Genomic DNA, 18,066 nt, shown 5'->3' on the forward strand with positions numbered 1-18,066 from the left:
CGCTAATCGTCAGGAGTGCAAGCACTCCATCAGATCCGCTCGACTTGCATGTATTAGGCACGCCGCCAGCGTTCGTCCTGAGCCAGGATCAAACTCTCCATAGAAAGGGTTTTCCGATTGTCCAGCCCAAGGCTGATCGGAAAATCCCGGTCAGAATTTGACTTGCTCATTACTTTGTTTTTATCGCTTTTCTCACGAATGGCGAGCCATTCGTAAGGGCAGTTTCGCTCGTTGTTCAGTTTTCAAAGAACAATTTCTTTTTCGTGTCAACCGCGTTTGTTTCAGCGGCGACTTAGATAATATATCACGGGTGCCTATGCCATTGCAAGTCTTTTTTTAAAGTTTTTTAAAAAACATTTGCCCAAGCCATATCTGCAAACAAAAACGGCGTCATCCTTATGAAGGATGACGCCGAAAACCGCTCTATTTTAACGAACAACTTCTGTAATATGGTACTGCCTTTCAACGGTCAAATTAATGATTTTGCCGTCAATGGACACCCAAGGACGAGTTGGATGCATCGAATCCGAGAATACAATCTCTCCGATCCGATCGTCATTGAGACGGACTACCGTTCCGTTATGGAATTGTGTCACCTTCTCAATAAATATACGTACGTAGCCCGGATCCAGCTTGCCAAACGAATCGCTTTGAATTTGCTCCAATACTATATAAGGAGAAATCGCCTTTTGATACGATTTATTCAACGTCATCGCGTGAAAAATATCGGCAATCGCAACGATTTTGGCATATGGATGAATCTCCGAGGACTCGATTCCTTGCGGATACCCGCTTCCATCTACGCGTTCATGATGCTGAAGAGCCGCTAGCTTTACACCCTCGTTGATTGCAGCAACATTTTTCAGCAGCTGATAACCTTGCATCGGATGGCGCTTAATTTCCTCATGCTCAACATCAGTCAATTTGGTCGGCTTCATTAAGATCATTCGATCGACCCGAATATTGCCGATATCATGGAGCAAACCGCCAAGCGCCACCTGCATCCAGTCCTTCTGCGGCAGCTTCACCCACTGCGCCATCAAATAAGACGTTATCGAGCAAGCTACGCTATTATGCAGCCAATAGTCCTGTTCATTGAATGTACGCGGCGAAAACGTCAGCACATTGTAGCTGCCTGCCTGCTGAAGCAGCTTCTCCAGTTGTGTTCGCAAATCCATGACTGGCAAAGACAGGCCAGGCGCGTAATCATTGAACGTGCGTTTTAGCAGCGCGACCATTTTTTCATACTCGTCTTGCAACGAGGAAGGCGGAGTTGTCTGCTTCGTGTTGTTTGGTTCTGCTGCTGCTTCCCCTTTATTTCTTGCAAGCGCATTTAGCGGAGAATCAATAACAACACTCGGCACCAAAAAGGCCTGTAAAATCTCCAGCGCGCGCGGCGTGACAATTTTCCCTTTATTAAACAACACTCCGCCATGCGGGGTGAGGACATCTTCGCCGAGTTTATCGCCTAATTTCACATGTGACAATGGTGTGGTCATCTCTCCGGTCCCCTCCCCGTGTTATCTATCGCTTTTGGACCGCTTATTCAGCAGAATCGGCATCGCTGCCTGCATCCGAATCCGCATTTGCCTCAGCACCGTCAGATTCAAACGACTCTTCATCGCTCTCTTCTTCAGTTTCTTCGCTGCGTGCAACACGTGTTACTGTAGCTACGGTATCATCCTCGCGCGTATTAATCAGCTTAACGCCTTGCGTATTCCGGCCCATCGTCGAAATGCCTTCCATGCTGGTCCGAATAAGCGTTCCGAGTGCAGTCATAATCATCAAGTCTTCGTCGTTCAGCACGACCTTCAAGCTGACGATCGGACCGTTCTTATCCGTTACGTTCAACGTCTTGATGCCTTTCCCGCCGCGGTTCTGTATCCGGTATTCGCTCATTGGCGTCCGCTTGCCGTAGCCTTTGGACGTTACGATCAATACGTCATTGTCATTAACAACAACGTCCATGTCGATCACGACATCGTCATCGTCGAGCTGAATGCCTTTTACGCCGGTCGCCGAACGTCCCATAGAGCGCACATCATGCTCGGAGAAACGAATCGACATCCCTTGCGCGGTACCCATCACAATCTCTTGATTGCCGTCTGTCAGCTTAACGCCGATCAAGTCATCATCCTCGCGGAGCGAGATGGCAATGAGTCCCACTTTCCGTATATTCATATAATCGTCAAGCGGAGTCTTTTTCACAACCCCTTGACGTGTAGCGAAGAACAAATAATGGTCAGAATCGAAACTTTGCACCGGAATAACGGCGTTAACCGTCTCTCCTTGTTCGATCTGAATCAAGTTAATAATCGGCGTTCCGCGAGCCGTCCGGCTCAAATCCGGAATTTCGTACGCTTTCAGCTTGTACACCTTGCCTTTGTTCGTGAAGAACAGCAAGTAATGATGCGTATTCGATACGAAAAGATGCTCGACGAAGTCGTTCTCCTTCGTATCCATGCCGACAACGCCTTTGCCGCCGCGCTTCTGGCTGCGGTAAGTCGTAACCGGCAAACGCTTAATGTATCCGCTGTGCGTTACCGAAATAATTACGTCTTCGCGCGGAATGAGATCTTCATCCAATATCTCTTCTTCGCTGATCGTAATTTCTGTCCGGCGCTCGTCGCCGAAACGCTCCTTGAGCTCAGCAAGCTCTTCGCTGATAATGTTCAGCACAAGCTGCTCGTCTGCCAAAATCGCTTTGTATTCGGCGATTTTCTTCAGAAGCTCTGCATATTCAGCTTCAATTTTGTCGCGTTCCAAGCCTGTCAGACGCTGCAGGCGCATATCGAGTATCGCTTGCGCTTGCTCGTAGCTGAGTGCGAAACGATCCATCAAGCCTTCACGGGCAATATCCGCTGTCTGTGACGCGCGGATCAACGCGATGACTTCGTCCAAATGATCAAGCGCAATACGCAAGCCCTCGAGAATGTGAGCGCGCGCTTCCGCTTTTTTCAGATCGAACTCGGTGCGCCGGCGGATGACTTCAATCTGATGCTGCAAATAGTAATACAGCATTTCGCGTAAATTGAGCGTCTTCGGTTCGCCGTTTACGAGCGCCAGCATGTTAATGCCGAAGTTCGATTGCATTTGCGTTTGTTTATATAAATTGTTCAGTACGACGCTAGGCGTTACATCGCGGCGAAGCTCAATAACGACACGCATGCCGTTGCGATCGGACTCGTCGCGCAGGTCGGTAATACCGTCAATCCGCTTCTCCCGCACGAGCTCGGCGATTTTCTCAACCAAACGCGCTTTATTGACTTGATACGGCAATTCATACACGATAATGCGCGCTTTGTTGCCGTTCTCTTCAATGGTCGCTCTAGCCCGCATCGTCACTGTGCCGCGTCCGGTCAAATAAGCCTGGCGCATGCCGTGACGTCCCATAACGAGACCGGCCGTCGGGAAATCCGGACCTTTTACATAATCCATCAGTTCAAGAGGCGTAATCTCAGGATTAGCAATCAACGCTTGAATACCGTCAACCACTTCACCCAAGTTATGCGGAGGAATATTCGTTGCCATACCGACAGCGATACCCGTAACCCCGTTTACCATCAGATTCGGAAAACGCGATGGCAGAACGGCAGGCTCCTTCTCTTCGCCGTCATAGTTCGGTATGAAATCGACTGTTTCCTTGTTCAGGTCACGCAGCATTTCCATCGCGATTTTGGACAGGCGCGCCTCCGTATAACGCATAGCCGCTGCCATATCGCCGTCGACGGAACCGAAGTTGCCGTGTCCGTCTACAAGCATGTAGCGCATCGAGAAATCTTGCGCCATCCGAACCATCGCCTCATATACGGACGAGTCGCCGTGCGGATGGTATTTGCCGATAACTTCGCCTACGATCCTTGCCGATTTCTTATACGGCTTGTCCGCCGCCATGCCGAGATCCGACATTGCATACAAAATACGGCGATGTACCGGCTTTAGGCCGTCCCGAACATCGGGCAGAGCGCGGCTTACGATGATACTCATCGCATAATCCATAAAGGAATCGCGCATTTCCGTCCCAATCTCACGGTCTTTTATTTGCGAACGCTGTTGTTCTTCCGCCATGATTTACCTCCCTGACGTCATCTATCTTCCATCCTATAAATCACGATAACCATTATATTACTTTCACAAAACAGATGCCGTTAAACCCGCGCCGGCCTTAAAAATATATCGGCTGCGTTTCTTTCACAAACCTGCAAAACTATTTCAGAAAATAGGTGAATCACAGTTTTCGATAGCGTGTAACCGCCATAATATAAACAGACCCAACTTCCATTATACCACTCATTCCAAAGTCTGTCTCTGCTTGATTAGCAACTTGAGCCATTACTTTCGCTCACGCTGTCCTGCATAAAGACCGGAATCCATGAAAGGAGAAAGCGCCTTGTCGATCCAACGCGTCACTAGCAAATGGGCGAAAACAAACGCCTTGCTGAAGTCGCAACATTTGCTTGAATATATTCCAGAGACGCAAAACTACTCTCGTGAAACTTTGTTCATCATGCTTGAAAACTACAAGATGGTCTACGTCAAACCGAATAACGGCACTTACGGTAAAGGAGTCATCCGTGTCGAGAAGCTTGCCGAGCCCGAGATCGGCTTTAAATACCAGCATGGCACGCTCATCCGCAGCTTCCTCACTTTTGACCAGCTGTTTAGAAGCCTTAACGTTTATACGAGCAAAAGACGTTATCTCGTTCAACGGGGAATCCATCTGCTCATGCATCAAGAACGCCGTTTCGATATTCGCGTCATGGTACAAAAAAATCTGTCACGTGCTTGGGAAGTGACCGGCATTATCGGGCGTCTCTCCCACCCCGCCAAAATCGTCACCAACTATCACAGCGGAGGCACTCCGATGTCCTTCGAGAGGCTGATGTCGAGCCATATGGCGCCAATCGAGCAGCAGCAATATACCGCCAGACTTCATGCCCTTGGACTTTTGATCGTAAGATCGCTGCAAGCCACTTATCCGCGTATAAAAGAAATCGGCATCGACATTGCCATCGACACCGACTTTCATCCTTGGATTTTGGAAGTGAACACTTGTCCCGATCCGTTTATTTTCCGAAAGCTGCCTAATAAGGCTGTCTTCCGCAAAATCTATCGATATGCAGTTGCTTATGGCCGGCTTCGCCCGCGGCAGCCTGTCGTTACACGCAAACGCAAAACCGTTGCCGTTTCAAAACCGATCAGACGGAAAACAAGATCCTGAATTGGAAAAATAAAAGCCGTCCGCTGCTTGCGGACGGCTTTTTATGCTAGATATCGAGGTTTTTAACGTTTTTCGCGAACTGCTGAATAAAGTCGCGACGCGGCTCTACGTTATCGCCCATAAGCGTATCGAAAATAACGTCGGCCTCAATCGCATCCTCAATCGTTACTTGCAGCATCGTGCGGCTCTCCGGATCCATTGTCGTCTCCCACAGCTGGGAAGCGTTCATTTCTCCTAGACCTTTATAGCGCTGAACGTTAATTTTCATGCCTTCGCCGAACTCCGCCATAATTTCGTCGCGCTCCCTCTCGGATTGCGCATAGCGAATCACTTTGTTGCGCTCGATCTTAAAGAGCGGCGGCTGTGCAATGTACACATAACCGGCTTCGATAATTTTGCGCATGTAGCGGAAGAAGAACGTCAGCATCAGCGTGCGAATATGCGCGCCGTCGACGTCGGCATCGGTCATAATAATGACCTTATGGTAACGCGCCTTCGAAATATCGAAATCGTCGCCGATGCCTGTGCCAAGCGCTGTAATGATCGCACGAATCTCGGCATTGCCGAGAATGCGGTCAAGCCTTGCGCGCTCAACGTTCAAAATTTTACCGCGCAGCGGCAAAATCGCTTGGAAATGACGATCCCGGCCCTGCTTAGCCGATCCGCCTGCGGAATCGCCTTCGACGATGTACAGTTCGCTGATCGAAGCGTCCTTGGACGAGCAGTCCGCCAGTTTGCCCGGCAGCGAGCTCACTTCCAACGCACTCTTGCGACGAGTCAGCTCGCGTGCTTTACGCGCCGCTTCCCGTGCTCTTGCAGCCTGCTGTCCCTTCTCGACAATTTTCCGCGATACGGCAGGGTTCTCGTCCATAAATTCCTGCAGTTTCTCGGCCAGCAACGATTCCACGATACCGCGAACCTCGCTGTTTCCAAGCTTCGTCTTCGTTTGCCCCTCGAACTGAGGCTCCGGAATTTTTACGGAAATGATCGCGGTTAGACCTTCCCGAACGTCATCGCCGGAGAAGTTGCTGTCGTTGTCCTTGATCAGATTCATTTTGCGGGAATATTCGTTAATGACCCGCGTCAGCGCGCTCTTGAAGCCGGATTCATGCGTGCCGCCCTCATGCGTATTGATATTGTTAGCGAAGGAGTGCAGGTTCTCGCTGTACCCATCGTTATACTGCATCGAAACTTCGACCTGAATGTGATCCTTCGAGCCTTCGACATAGATCGGGGACTCATGGAGCGCTTCCTTGTTCCGGTTCAAATATTTGACGAATTCGATAATACCGCCGTCGTATTTGTACGTATGGCTGACGCCGGTACGCTCGTCCGTCAGAACGAGCTCAATGCCTTTATTCAAGAAAGCAAGCTCGCGTACGCGAGTCTGCAAAATTTCATATTCAAAAATCGTCGTGTCCGTAAACACTTCCGGGTCGGGTTTAAAACGTGTCGTTGTGCCTGTCTCGGTTTCATTGGAATCGCCGATAATTTTGACATCGTATTGCGGCACACCCCGAACGTATTCTTGGCGATACTTATGCCCGTCGCGTGTGACGGTTACGGTCACATGCTCGGACAATGCGTTTACGACCGATACGCCTACACCATGCAAACCGCCGGACACTTTATAGCCCTCACCGCCGAATTTACCGCCGGCGTGCAGGACCGTCATAACGACCTCGAGCGTCGATTTTTTCAGCTTCGCGTTCTCCCCGACCGGAATGCCCCGGCCGTTGTCGATAACGGTAATGCTGTTATCCTCATGAATGAAAATTTGAATCCTATTGCAATAGCCGGCCAGCGCTTCGTCGATACTGTTGTCGACAATCTCCCATACGAGATGGTGAAGACCTTTGCTGCTAGTGGAGCCGATATACATCCCTGGACGTTTGCGTACTGCCTCCAAACCTTCCAGTACCTGTATCTGGCTCTCGTCGTACGAATTTTGCTGCTGATTTAAAGACATCCCAGCTCTACTCTCCTCTCAACTGCTCTTCCTGTTCGCTTTGGCTTAGCATACTGCCGTCAAAGTCAGCCATTGGCCACAAAATGATGCGCCCGTTTCTTCAACGTCGAAGATGATATCGGCGAATAATAGATTTTATTCTTCGTTACAACGATTGATTTCGGCTCTTCCTCGCCAATCGTCTCCACGTCTTTGCGTTTGCGGGCTCCGGCAACAAATTGCTTGGACAGCTTGGAGGATTGCTCTATTGATATATCGAAAATGGCTACCAGCTCGGCAGCCCGTATAATTTTCTCGCCGCCCAAATGGATATACATATCCTCCGCCTCCCATGTAAGCGCCTAAGAGCGCACGGCATAACCTTCCCGCACCTCATAGATGCCGGCATCCTTAAGCTTGTTCATATTGACGCTTTCTAGACCGGTGGTCGTAATAAACGTCTGCACCTTGCTTTGAAACGTCTCAATCAACTGCGTCTGACGGTTCTGGTCAAGCTCGGACAACACATCATCGAGAAGCAGCAACGGATATTCCCCAATCTCCTCGCAAATGAGCTCGATTTCTGCGAGCTTAAGCGAAAGCGCTGTCGTTCGCTGCTGTCCTTGCGAGCCGTATACGGATGCTTCTTTTCCGTTGATGAAGAAGGCCAAATCGTCCCTATGCGGACCGACGAGCGTCGTCCCTCTTCGAATCTCCTGATCTTTTACTTGTGATAACTTTAACATAAATTGTTCAAATAAAACAGTTTCATCTTCCAGACCGCCCATATCGAAAGAAGGACGGTACTCAATCGTGAGGCGCTCGCCGCCCGCCGTAATGCCCGAATGAATCTGCTCGGCCCAGCGTTGCAATTTATGAATAAAGTGTTTCCTTTTTTTCATAATTTTAACACTGTACTCAGCGAGCTGTGCATTCCATACCTCAAGCATTGCGCCATGCTGACCGCCAGGCGCTGCTGTTTTTAAATAATTGTTGCGCTGCACGAGCACTTTGCCGAATTGCTGCAGCGTATGCAAATAGCCGGGCTGCACTTGGCCGATTTCCATATCGAGAAACCGTCTCCGTACGCCCGGCGTTCCTTTTACAATTTCCAAATCCTCCGGCGCGAACATAACGACGTTCAAAGAGCCGATAAAATCGCTAAGCTTTCGCTGCTCCAAACCGTTAATCTTCGCTTTCTTGCCTTGCGCCGAATACATCAAATCGAGCTTGACCGAGCCGTATCGCTTATCGACCTCGCCGTAGATCCGGGCCGAATCGGCGTCCCAGCCGATCAGCTCCTTATCCTTCGACGTCCGGTGCGATTTCGTCAGCGCAAGCGCAAAAATCGCCTCCAGCAAATTGGTCTTTCCTTGAGCGTTCGGACCGACAAACAAATTGACCGCATTGCTTGTCTGAAGCTCAAGCTCCTTGTAATTCCGATAATTGTGAAGCTGAATGCTGTTTAAAAACAATTTCGCACGCCCTTCCGGCTGCCTGGATTCGTTATGAGCCGGTTACCGTAAAGACGCCGCAGCCCTCAACTTCTACACGATCGCCGACGTACAGCTTTCTGCCGCGCCGATTATCCGCTTCGCCGTTAATATGCACTTCATTCTCTTGAAGAAAAAACTTTGCGTGTCCGCCTGTAGCGATGCAATCGGCCAGCTTTAAAAACTGGCCCAGTGTAATATATTCCGTTCGAATGGCAACTTCTTTCATAAGCGTTGGCCACCTCCCTTTCCTTCATGCCTGTTAGCCCGTTGTCCGGTAAGGCAAAATGACGTACGTATTGTAAGCGTGGTCCGTCGGTTTGATAACGATTGGACTCATCGCGCCGTTGAATCCGAGCGAAATATGCTCGCTGTCGATAACTTTAAGCACATCCAGCATATATTTGGAGTTGAACGCAATCCTTAGCGGGTCGCCTTCGAATTTTTTCGCTTCCAGCTGCTCCGTAACGCGGCCGAGCTCGGTAGAACTGGACGAAATTTCAATTGTGCCGTCCTCGAGCGTCGTCAGACGGACGATGTTCGTTTTCTCTTCTCTCGACATGAGGTACGCACGGTCTATGGCGTCTGTCACATTTTTTGTATCGAGGACGAGTTCTGTTTTGTACAGCTGCGGAATAATTTTAGAAGTATCCGGATATGTGCCGTCCAGCATCCGCGTGTAGAACAGGACGTTGCCGATTTTGAACAGCACCTGGTTGTCCGCTACGACGATATCGACGAGCTCGTTCTGCTCTGGGATCAGCTTGGAAAGCTCAACTAATGTTTTTGCCGCGATTACTACATTGTTGAATCGATATTCTGAATCCGTCTCGGCATGAGCGGTACGGCTGGCCAGGCGATGGCGGTCAGTCGCCACGAATTTCAGCTGCTGATCCTGCAAACCCCACAATACGCCGGTCAAAATCGGCGTTTGCTCATTCGTTGAAGCAGCCAACACTGTCTGGCGGATCATCGATTTCAGCAAATCGCCAGGCATTTGGAACAATTCATTTTCTTCGATGGAAGGCAGTACCGGAAATTCTTCCGGATCAAGGCCGACCATTTGAATATCGGTAGAGCCCGAGCGGATCAATGTTTGGAAATGAGCGCCGACCTCAATCTGCACTTGTTCAGAAGGAAGCTTCTTAACGATTTCCACAAAGAATTTAGCGGGAAGCACAACGTTGCCCGGTTTATCCACATGTGCAATAACGATGTCTTCGCGTTCGACTGGAATATAGCTTTGGATTGAAATGTCGGTGTCGCTCGCCGTTAATGTTACGCCTTGGTGGGTAACCTCAATTTTGATGCCGCCGAGAATCGGAATTGTCGGTCTGGACGAGGCTGCTTTCGATACCTGTTGGATCGCTTCGTTCAATTCATGTTTGGAAATCGTTAATTTCATAGTTTCACTCCTAAAGGATCGAGATGATGGGCAAAGCTCCGCTTTTTTGTGGCGAAGCCATTTGGGCGTTTCCGCCCGCTTTTGATGTTCTTTTTTAATAAAAAATATAGTAGCCGTAGTAGTAGGCGGCCTGAATATGTGGATAACCTATTATAACGCTGATAAATCAAGCCTATCCACATGTGAATAGCGTGTGCATAGGCTTGATTGGTTGTCCCTATTTATTAACAAGGTGTTACGTATGGTTTTTAATCTTCTCCGTCAGGTTTTGCAATATTTTGTACAAATCCTGATCTTGCTTAAGCTGCTGCGTAATTTTCTCATGCGCGTGGATGACGGTTGTATGGTCTCGGCCGCCGAACGCTTCGCCGATTTTAGGAAGCGAATAGTCGGTTAGCTCGCGTGATAAATACATCGCAATCTGCCGCGGGTACGCAACGGCTTTCGTCCGTTTCCGCGCTTTAAAATCCTCCAGCCGCAGGCCGTAAAATTCGCCGACCTTCTGCTGAATATCGTTGATCGTAATCATTTTCGGCCGGCTTGAAGGGATAATGTCCTTCAACGCTTCCGCTGCCAGATGGGACGAGATGTCCTGGTTGATCAGCGACGAATAGGCAACGACGCGGATAAGCGCCCCTTCCAGCTCACGAATGTTCGTGTCGATCTGATTGGCGATGTAGACCATCGCTTCATTCGGAATATCAAGGTTTTCAGCCTTTGCTTTTTTCCGCAAAATCGCAATCCGCGTCTCCAGGTCCGGCGCTTGAATGTCGGTGATAAGTCCCCATTCAAAGCGGGAACGGAGCCGTTCTTCGAGCGTTGGAATTTCCTTTGGCGTGCGGTCGCTCGAAATGACGATTTGCTTCCGTTCTTCGTGCAAGGCGTTAAACGTATGGAAAAACTCCTCCTGCGTTCCGTCTTTGCCGGCTAGAAACTGAATATCGTCAATGAGCAGCACGTCGATATTGCGATATTTGTTGCGGAAGCTTTCGCCGCGGTTGTCGCGAATGGCGTTAATGAACTCATTCGTAAACTTCTCCGACGAAATGTACATAATTTTCGTGCTCGGATTATGATCCATAATATAATGGCCGATTGCATGCATAAGATGCGTTTTGCCAAGTCCTACGCCGCCATACAGAAACAGCGGATTGTACGCTTTTGCCGGCGCTTCTGCCACTGCAAGCGATGCTGCATGGGCAAACCGGTTGTTGGCGCCGATGACGAAGGTGTCGAACGTATATTTTGGATTGAGCATATGGGAATGAGGCTCTTCCGATACGACGGCAGGTTCAATTAGCTTGGGCGGAAGGGGTGCGATCGGCTCCGCGCTTTTCGCTTCTTCAATCGAAAAGCGGACGTCGACCTGCCGGCCCAAAAATTCGAACAGCGTCGTGCGGATCAATTTCGTATAGCGGCCTTCCAGCCATTCAGCGGCAAATGTTGTCGGCGCCGTAACTTCAAGCATATTGTCATCTATAAAAGAAGCTTTAGTCGCTTTGAACCAAGTATCGAAACTCGGCTTGCTCAGCTTCGTCTGGATGATCGACAACACTTGCTGCCATAAATCATAGGTATGGCTGTCCACAGACGTCAGTCCTTTCTAAAATCGCCCCGAAGGCGCAGTTAAGCTAAAGCATGTCGAATAACCCCTGTTTTAAACGAAAGTGTCCACAATATGCAGAATTATAATCGTCTAAGTTATAAATAGGGGATTAGTTTGTTCACAATCTTATCCACAGGGTGTTAATAAGATTGGGGATTCGGTCGACGTATCCACACCGAAAACATATTAATCATAGCAAAAGATGCCTTATATTTCAACGAATTGTGGGTTTTTATCCACATATTCAATAGCTTGTGTACAGAAGTTATGTACAACACTAGATATTGTTAATATCTTGTTGTCATTTCGACATAGTTCGCCTTTTGCGGCGGAAAATTATACACATGTTATTAAATTAGCGAAAAGAATCGGATAATCGTTTTTCTGGGGACAAGTGAAATGAATCGTAAAATTGTAGCTTGTGTATAATTTTGAAACTTATGCATAAGCCTAGTTAGGGGAATGCCAGCGATCGTTTTCAACAAATTTTGGCTAATGGGCGATTGATTGACTTTTTGTCTTAATCATGTTTTAATTGAAAAAGCTGATTTTTTAGCGAACGGCGTTTGACTGGGTTTACTCGCAGCGGGCTGCCGGCCGCAATGGATTATGATGTACTGGAGGTGCAGAATAGTGAGACCTACATTTAAACCGAATGTAAGCAAACGCAGCAAAGTTCATGGCTTCCGCAAACGGATGGCATCGAAAAACGGACGTAAAGTTTTGGCGGCGCGTCGTCAAAAAGGAAGAAAAGTTCTTAGCGCATAAGCAAAAGACCACGTCGGGTGGTCTTTTTTTTTGCCCTGATGGCGATACTGCATGGGGAACTGTGCGGGAGGCTTATTATAGGAAGTGAAGGCAGGGAGCGGGTGTCGTGCAAAGAAAACTGCGTCTGAGAAACCGAGCTGACTTTAATCGGATCTATAGATGGGGCAAATCGTTTGCGAACGGTCAATTTGTCGTCTATTGGTCCAAGCAGCCGGTTGCGGAGCCGTTCAGGCTTGGCGTATCGGCCAGCAAGAAGATCGGAAACGCCGTCGTTCGCAATCGGATGAGGCGCGTAATCAAAGAGATCGTCCGCCTAAACGGAGATAAAATTGTGCCGCACATCGATTTCATTCTTATCGTAAGAAAACCGGCTGTCGAAATGGAGACGAAAATGCTCGAAAAAAGCATTTTGCATGTGCTGAAAAAAGCAGGTTTATTGCGGAAAGAAGAACGATTGCACAGATCCAGGACATAGGGAAGGACACTTTTCTTTGTCCTATAAATTATGGTATAGTCAATTAGACAAGCGTAAACGGTTTCGCCGCTTTATTTAGAGGGGGAAATGCGCGTTTTCGCAATAGAAATGAGTATGCAGGCTTAAGACGGTCTACGTGAGCGGCTTGCGGATGAAATTGCATTGCCTTTTAGAGAGGAGATTTCATGTTGGTTCGGAAAGTTAACCGCAAATGGCTGCTCGTTATTGGCATGGTGCTTATGGTTGCGCTGCTCGCAGGCTGCGGCGGTCAAATCAACCATACGACGAGCACGGAAGATTTACAGTCAGGAAACTTTTGGGAAAAAAATGTCGTGTATTACTTTGCCATTACGCTTGATTCGTTCGCGGACTGGTTTGGCGGATCATACGGTTTAGCCATTCTATTGCTTACGATTATCGTTAGGACGGCGATTCTGCCGCTTACGCTGAAGCAGTATCGCAGCTCGAAGGCGATGCAGAAGATTCAGCCGCAAATGGCGGAAATCAAGAAGAAGTACAAGGATAACCCGCAGAAGCAGCAGGAAGAGACAATGAAGCTCTTCCAACAGAACCAGGTTAATCCGATGGCGGGATGTTTGCCCCTCATCGTGCAGATGCCGGTGTTCATTGCGCTGTATAATGCGATTTATATGAATCCAGACGTACGTTCGCATGAATTTTTGGGATTGGCGCTCGGCGAGCCGGGTCCGTGGTACATTTTGCCGCTGATCGCTGCAGCAACGACGTTCATCCAATCGAAAATGATGCAAGCGCAGCAAACACAGACGATGCCGGGCATGGGCATGATGCTCGCTATTTTCCCGGTGATGATCTTCGTTATGGCGCTTAACTTCCCTTCGGCATTGCCGTTGTACTGGATTTTCTCGAATATCTATACAATTGTTCAAAACTACTTCCTGTACGTACGTTCATCTGACAAGGGTAAGGAGGCCCTCGCGAAATGAAGAAAATCGTAGCATCAGGAAAGACGATTGAAGATGCAGTTCGGAGCGGATTGGCAACATTAAATGTAACCGAGGATCGCGTTAAGGTAGCGGTGCTTGAGCAGCCTGCGAAAGGGCTGTTCGGACTTGGCCTGATTGGCGTGAAAGAAGCGAAAGTTGAACTGGAGCTTATACCTGATCCAACAAATGAAGCAGTGCAATTTCTTCGTGAAGTGGCAAGTACGATGGGGCTTACGGTCGCTGTCGAACAAAAACAAACGAGAGAAGGTACTCAACTGTCCATTTCGGGCAGCGGGGAACTCGGCATGCTGATTGGACGCCGCGGGCAAACGCTCGATGCGTTGCAGTACTTGGTTAATATTGTTGCTAACCGCTTTTCGGACTCGCATTTGCGTATCGTCCTTGATGCGGAAGATTTTCGCGAGCGGCGCCGCAAGACGCTGGAGGAATTATCGGAGAGGCTGGCTGGCAGAGTAATCCGCACGAGAAAAGAGGTCGTGCTGGAGCCGATGTCGCCGCATGAGCGAAAGGTGATCCATTCGCAATTGCAGAACCATCCGAAGGTGAAAACCTACAGCAAAGGCGACGAGCCTAACCGGCGCGTTGTCATTGCCCTGAAAGACAAGACAGTATAGCTGAAGTTATCGATTCGCAGCAATGGCTATTATGGTCATTGCTGTTTTTCCATTTTAGAAGTGTTTGAGAGGGTGTTGAATGAGGTGGTACATGATACCATTGCCGCAATCTCGACGGCGGTTGGAGAAGGCGGTATAGCGATCATTCGGGTGAGCGGTCCCGATGCGATTGAAGCAACTTCGCGTATTTTTCGCTCCAAGCTATCGCTGCGCGACGCAGAATCGCATACCGTGCATTACGGCCACATCGTTGATCCGGTTACGGGTGAGCAAGTGGAGGAAGTTATCGTTACATTAATGAGAGGTCCGAAGTCGTTCACGGCAGAAGATGTCGTTGAAATAAATGCTCATGGCGGCGTTGTCGCTGTTAAAAAGGTGCTTGATGTTGTGCTGCTGCAAGAAGGATTGCGGCTGGCTGAGCCTGGCGAATTTACGAAGCGTGCGTTTTTGAATGGACGCATCGATTTGATGCAGGCCGAGGCTGTCATCGATTTGATCCGGTCGAAGTCGGATCGCGCTTTCTCGATTGCCCGCAAGCAGGCGGAGGGTACGCTGTCGAAACGGATTAAAGCGCTTCGTCAGACGGTCATTGAGCTGCTTGCGCACATCGAAGTGAATATCGACTATCCGGAGCATGATGTCGAGGATTTGACCAGCGCCTATATTCGCGAACAAAGCGGGAAAACGCTGGAGGAGATCGGCAAGCTGTTAAAAACAGCAAATGAAGGCAAAATATTAAGAGAAGGCATAATGACCGCTATTGTTGGCCGGCCGAATGTCGGCAAGTCATCGCTGCTCAATATGCTTGTCCAGGAGAACAAAGCGATCGTGACCGATATTCCCGGAACGACGCGTGATGTTATAGAGGAGTATGTGACATTAGGCTCCATTCCGCTGCGGCTGCTCGATACAGCGGGCATTCGCGAAACCGACGATGTCGTGGAGCGGATCGGCGTAGAGCGCTCGCGCAACGCGCTGGAGGAAGCGGACTTGATTCTTTTTGTCCTCAATTACAACGAAGAGCTGCATGAGGATGATCGGGCATTGCTTGATCAACTGAGCGGACGTCCGGTTATCGTCGTCATTAATAAAACAGATCTTAGCGGCAAGCTGAATATGGAAGAAGTCGAGCGTCGCAGCAAACCGGATTCTATCGTGCGGATGTCTGTGCTGGAGGAAGAAGGGCTGGACCGGCTGGAGAGAACGATTAGCACGATGTTTTTCGAAGGCAAGCTTGATTCCGGGGATTTGACATATGTCAGCAATGTTCGGCATATTTCTCTGCTTAAGCGGGCGCAGCAATCGCTCTTGGATGCCATCGAAGCATCGAATGCCGGCATACCGATTGATTTGATTCAGATCGATGTGCGTTCAGCTTGGGAATCGCTTGGCGAGATTTTAGGCGATGAGGTTGGCGATTCGCTGATCGATCAAATCTTTTCCCAGTTCTGCTTGGGGAAATAAAGGTAGTGTAAATAAATTAGTCTTAAGCCTAATAGCCGCAACTGCAAGAAAGGTTGGACTTGACATCAGGATCTTTGGGCGGAGCTCAAAGTCACACCTTATCCAACGCTGATGCTCCTCCAGCTCAACCTTTCTCTCCGTTGCTACGGGGCTTCAATAAAAATGGATTTACTGTATGATACGGAGGGAAGAAAGATATGAGTTACGAAGCGGGACAATATGAAGTGATCGTCGTTGGCGCGGGTCATGCCGGCTGCGAAGCGGCGCTTGCCGCGGCGCGGATGGGCTGCGAAACGCTGTTGCTTACGATCAATTTGGATATGGTTGCGTTCATGCCCTGCAATCCGTCGATCGGCGGACCAGCAAAAGGCCATGTTGTGCGTGAAATTGACGCGCTTGGCGGAGAAATGGGACGCAACATTGATAAAACGTTTATTCAGATGAGGATGCTGAATACCGGTAAAGGACCAGCCGTCCACGCGCTGCGCGCGCAAGCTGACAAATTCTCGTATCAGCACACGATGAAGAAAACGATTGAAGAGACCGATCATTTGACGCTTCGCCAAGGGATGGCGGAGGAGCTGATCGTTGAAGAAGGCAAAATTACAGGCATTATCACGAAAACCGGAGCGATTTATCGTGCTAAAGCGGTCATTATTACGACAGGCACATATTTGCGCGGCAAAATCATTATGGGCGAGCTCATGTATGAAAGCGGCCCTAACAATCAACAGCCTTCCATTCGATTATCCGCGAGCTTGAAGGAGCATGGCTTTGATCTGGTTCGCTTCAAAACGGGTACGCCGCCGCGTGTTCATAAGGATACGATCGATTTCTCCAAGACGGAAATTCAGCCTGGAGACGAGAAGCCGAAGTTTTTCTCGCATGAGACCGTATCTTCAGACAATGAGCAGTTGCCTTGCTGGTTGACTTACACGTCGGAAAAAACGCATCAAATCATTAACGATAATTTGCATCGCGCACCGATGTTCTCGGGAGCAATCGAAGGCACAGGGCCGCGTTACTGCCCGTCCATCGAAGATAAAATCGTCCGTTTTGCCGATAAACCGAAGCATCAAATTTTCCTTGAGCCGGAAGGCAAGCATACTTCGGAATATTATGTGCAAGGGCTCTCGACGAGTATGCCTGAGGATGTACAATTAGGCATTTTACGATCAATCCCAGGATTGGAAAATGTTGAGATGATGCGTAACGGTTATGCGATTGAATACGATGCAGTAAAACCGACGCAGCTATGGCCGTCGCTGGAGACAAAGGTAGTTGACGGTTTATTCACAGCTGGACAAATCAATGGCACATCCGGGTATGAGGAAGCGGCTGGACAAGGCATTATTGCCGGTATTAATGCAGCTCGTAAAGTGCAAGGAAAAGAAGCGGTCATTATTGAAAGGTCACAAGGATATATCGGCGTTATGATTGATGATTTGGTGACGAAGGGGACAAATGATCCTTATCGTTTGTTGACTTCCCGTGCCGAATATCGTTTGCTGCTGCGCCATGACAATGCTGATCTGCGTTTGACGCCAATTGGTTATGAGATTGGGCTCATTTCGGAAGAGCGCTATCAATCGTTCTTGAAGAAGAAAGAGCTGGTTGCGGAAGAGCTTGAAAGACTGCGTACAACGAAAATCCGTCCGGAAGCAGCGGAAGCGATTCTTGCTGCTGCAAACTCGGCGCCGATCAATTTCACCGTTGATGCGTTAACATTGCTGCGACGCCCTGAAATTACGTATAGCATGTTGGAAACCATTGCGCCTTCCGATTTGCCTTTAACAGAGGAAATGAAGGAGCAAGCGGAAATTCAAATTAAATATGCGGGTTATATTGAGAAGCAGCTGCTGCAGGTTGAGCGTCTTAACAAGATGGAGAAAAAGAAAATTCCGGATGACATTGAATATGCGGAAGTTCACGGTCTGGCTTCTGAAGCGAAACAAAAGCTTGCCTCGATCCGGCCTTTGTCCATCGGTCAAGCTTCGCGTATTGCTGGAGTAACACCTGCGGATATTTCAATTTTGATTGTTTACTTGGAGCATTATAATCGCGTAACAGCGTCGAGAGGATAACG

Annotated in this window: 15 protein-coding genes and 1 rRNA gene; 7 read left to right on the plus strand and 9 right to left on the minus strand. The window is 48.9% G+C overall.

Annotation, left to right across the window (positions count from 1 at the left end):
• The 3 genes from GOM71_RS20935 to gyrA form a co-directional block, all read right to left on the minus strand.
• Positions 1-104 (minus strand): 16S ribosomal RNA (locus tag GOM71_RS20935); the annotation flags it as partial.
• 324 nt (positions 105-428) lie between these two features.
• Positions 429-1,499 (minus strand): HD-GYP domain-containing protein, encoded by a 1,071-nt coding sequence (locus tag GOM71_RS20940; protein WP_156284621.1) that lies wholly within the window; start codon positions 1,497-1,499, stop codon positions 429-431.
• A gap of 43 nt (positions 1,500-1,542) precedes the next feature.
• Positions 1,543-4,068 carry a DNA gyrase subunit A gene (gene gyrA / locus GOM71_RS20945; RefSeq protein WP_156284623.1) on the minus strand — a complete coding sequence of 842 codons (2,526 nt, stop codon included), beginning with the start codon at positions 4,066-4,068 and terminating at the stop codon, positions 1,543-1,545.
• A gap of 322 nt (positions 4,069-4,390) precedes the next feature.
• Here gyrA and GOM71_RS20950 point away from each other — a divergent pair, with 322 nt between their 5' ends.
• Positions 4,391-5,221: a YheC/YheD family protein gene (locus tag GOM71_RS20950; RefSeq protein ID WP_253944962.1), complete on the plus strand. Its 831-nt coding sequence runs from the start codon at positions 4,391-4,393 to the stop codon at positions 5,219-5,221.
• A gap of 46 nt (positions 5,222-5,267) precedes the next feature.
• Here GOM71_RS20950 and gyrB read toward each other — a convergent pair whose 3' ends face one another.
• From gyrB to dnaA, 6 genes are all read right to left on the minus strand, one after another.
• On the minus strand, positions 5,268-7,190 hold the full coding sequence (gene gyrB / locus GOM71_RS20955) for a DNA topoisomerase (ATP-hydrolyzing) subunit B (protein WP_156284627.1): 1,923 nt from the start codon (positions 7,188-7,190) through the stop codon (positions 5,268-5,270).
• A 65-nt stretch (positions 7,191-7,255) separates the two neighbouring features.
• Positions 7,256-7,507 (minus strand): extracellular matrix regulator RemB, encoded by a 252-nt coding sequence (remB, locus tag GOM71_RS20960; RefSeq protein ID WP_156284629.1) that lies wholly within the window; start codon positions 7,505-7,507, stop codon positions 7,256-7,258.
• Between the two features lie 24 nt (positions 7,508-7,531).
• On the minus strand, positions 7,532-8,644 hold the full coding sequence (recF, locus tag GOM71_RS20965; RefSeq protein WP_156284631.1) for a DNA replication/repair protein RecF: 1,113 nt from the start codon (positions 8,642-8,644) through the stop codon (positions 7,532-7,534).
• A 31-nt stretch (positions 8,645-8,675) separates the two neighbouring features.
• Positions 8,676-8,891, minus strand: a complete 216-nt coding sequence (gene yaaA / locus GOM71_RS20970; RefSeq protein ID WP_156284633.1) for a S4 domain-containing protein YaaA — start codon at positions 8,889-8,891, stop codon at positions 8,676-8,678.
• Positions 8,892-8,924: 33 nt separating this feature from the next.
• The gene (dnaN, locus tag GOM71_RS20975) at positions 8,925-10,067 is read right to left on the minus strand and encodes a DNA polymerase III subunit beta (RefSeq protein ID WP_156284635.1); all 1,143 of its coding nucleotides are present in this window, start codon (positions 10,065-10,067) and stop codon (positions 8,925-8,927) included.
• Between the two features lie 235 nt (positions 10,068-10,302).
• Positions 10,303-11,655: a chromosomal replication initiator protein DnaA gene (dnaA, locus tag GOM71_RS20980; protein ID WP_367649733.1), complete on the minus strand. Its 1,353-nt coding sequence runs from the start codon at positions 11,653-11,655 to the stop codon at positions 10,303-10,305.
• 651 nt (positions 11,656-12,306) lie between these two features.
• Here dnaA and rpmH point away from each other — a divergent pair.
• The 6 genes from rpmH (at position 12,307) to mnmG (ending at position 18,064) form a co-directional block, all read left to right on the plus strand.
• Positions 12,307-12,441: a 50S ribosomal protein L34 gene (gene rpmH, locus GOM71_RS20985; protein ID WP_367649734.1), complete on the plus strand. Its 135-nt coding sequence runs from the start codon at positions 12,307-12,309 to the stop codon at positions 12,439-12,441.
• A gap of 106 nt (positions 12,442-12,547) precedes the next feature.
• Complete coding sequence (rnpA, locus tag GOM71_RS20990) at positions 12,548-12,916, plus strand: ribonuclease P protein component (protein ID WP_367649735.1); 369 nt, start codon at positions 12,548-12,550, stop codon at positions 12,914-12,916.
• 185 nt (positions 12,917-13,101) lie between these two features.
• Positions 13,102-13,881 (plus strand): YidC/Oxa1 family membrane protein insertase, encoded by a 780-nt coding sequence (locus GOM71_RS20995; protein WP_156284639.1) that lies wholly within the window; start codon positions 13,102-13,104, stop codon positions 13,879-13,881.
• Entirely contained in the window at positions 13,878-14,516 is a 639-nt protein-coding gene (gene jag, locus GOM71_RS21000; RefSeq protein WP_156284641.1) for an RNA-binding cell elongation regulator Jag/EloR, read from the plus strand. Before GOM71_RS20995 ends, jag begins: the two co-directional genes overlap by 4 nt.
• A gap of 84 nt (positions 14,517-14,600) precedes the next feature.
• Positions 14,601-15,980, plus strand: coding sequence for a tRNA uridine-5-carboxymethylaminomethyl(34) synthesis GTPase MnmE (mnmE, locus tag GOM71_RS21005; RefSeq protein ID WP_367649736.1), 1,380 nt, complete (start codon positions 14,601-14,603; stop codon positions 15,978-15,980).
• A gap of 197 nt (positions 15,981-16,177) precedes the next feature.
• Entirely contained in the window at positions 16,178-18,064 is a 1,887-nt protein-coding gene (mnmG, locus tag GOM71_RS21010; protein WP_156284643.1) for a tRNA uridine-5-carboxymethylaminomethyl(34) synthesis enzyme MnmG, read from the plus strand.
• The last annotated feature ends 2 nt before the right edge of the window (positions 18,065-18,066 follow it).

The sequence above is a fragment of the Paenibacillus sp. NEAU-GSW1 genome (genome assembly GCF_009737085.1).
In the GTDB taxonomy this organism is placed as follows: domain Bacteria; phylum Bacillota; class Bacilli; order Paenibacillales; family Paenibacillaceae; genus Pristimantibacillus.

Coding starts and splice junctions, on each gene's coding strand:
- GOM71_RS20940 (WP_156284621.1), bottom strand. CDS start 1,499: ATGACCACACCATTGTCACATGTGAAATTAGGCGATAAACTCGGCGAA.
- gyrA (WP_156284623.1), bottom strand. CDS start 4,068: ATGGCGGAAGAACAACAGCGTTCGCAAATAAAAGACCGTGAGATTGGG.
- gyrB (WP_156284627.1), bottom strand. CDS start 7,190: ATGTCTTTAAATCAGCAGCAAAATTCGTACGACGAGAGCCAGATACAG.
- remB (WP_156284629.1), bottom strand. CDS start 7,507: ATGTATATCCATTTGGGCGGCGAGAAAATTATACGGGCTGCCGAGCTG.
- yaaA (WP_156284633.1), bottom strand. CDS start 8,891: ATGAAAGAAGTTGCCATTCGAACGGAATATATTACACTGGGCCAGTTT.
- dnaN (WP_156284635.1), bottom strand. CDS start 10,067: ATGAAATTAACGATTTCCAAACATGAATTGAACGAAGCGATCCAACAG.
- GOM71_RS20995 (WP_156284639.1), top strand. CDS start 13,102: ATGTTGGTTCGGAAAGTTAACCGCAAATGGCTGCTCGTTATTGGCATG.
- jag (WP_156284641.1), top strand. CDS start 13,878: ATGAAGAAAATCGTAGCATCAGGAAAGACGATTGAAGATGCAGTTCGG.
- mnmG (WP_156284643.1), top strand. CDS start 16,178: ATGAGTTACGAAGCGGGACAATATGAAGTGATCGTCGTTGGCGCGGGT.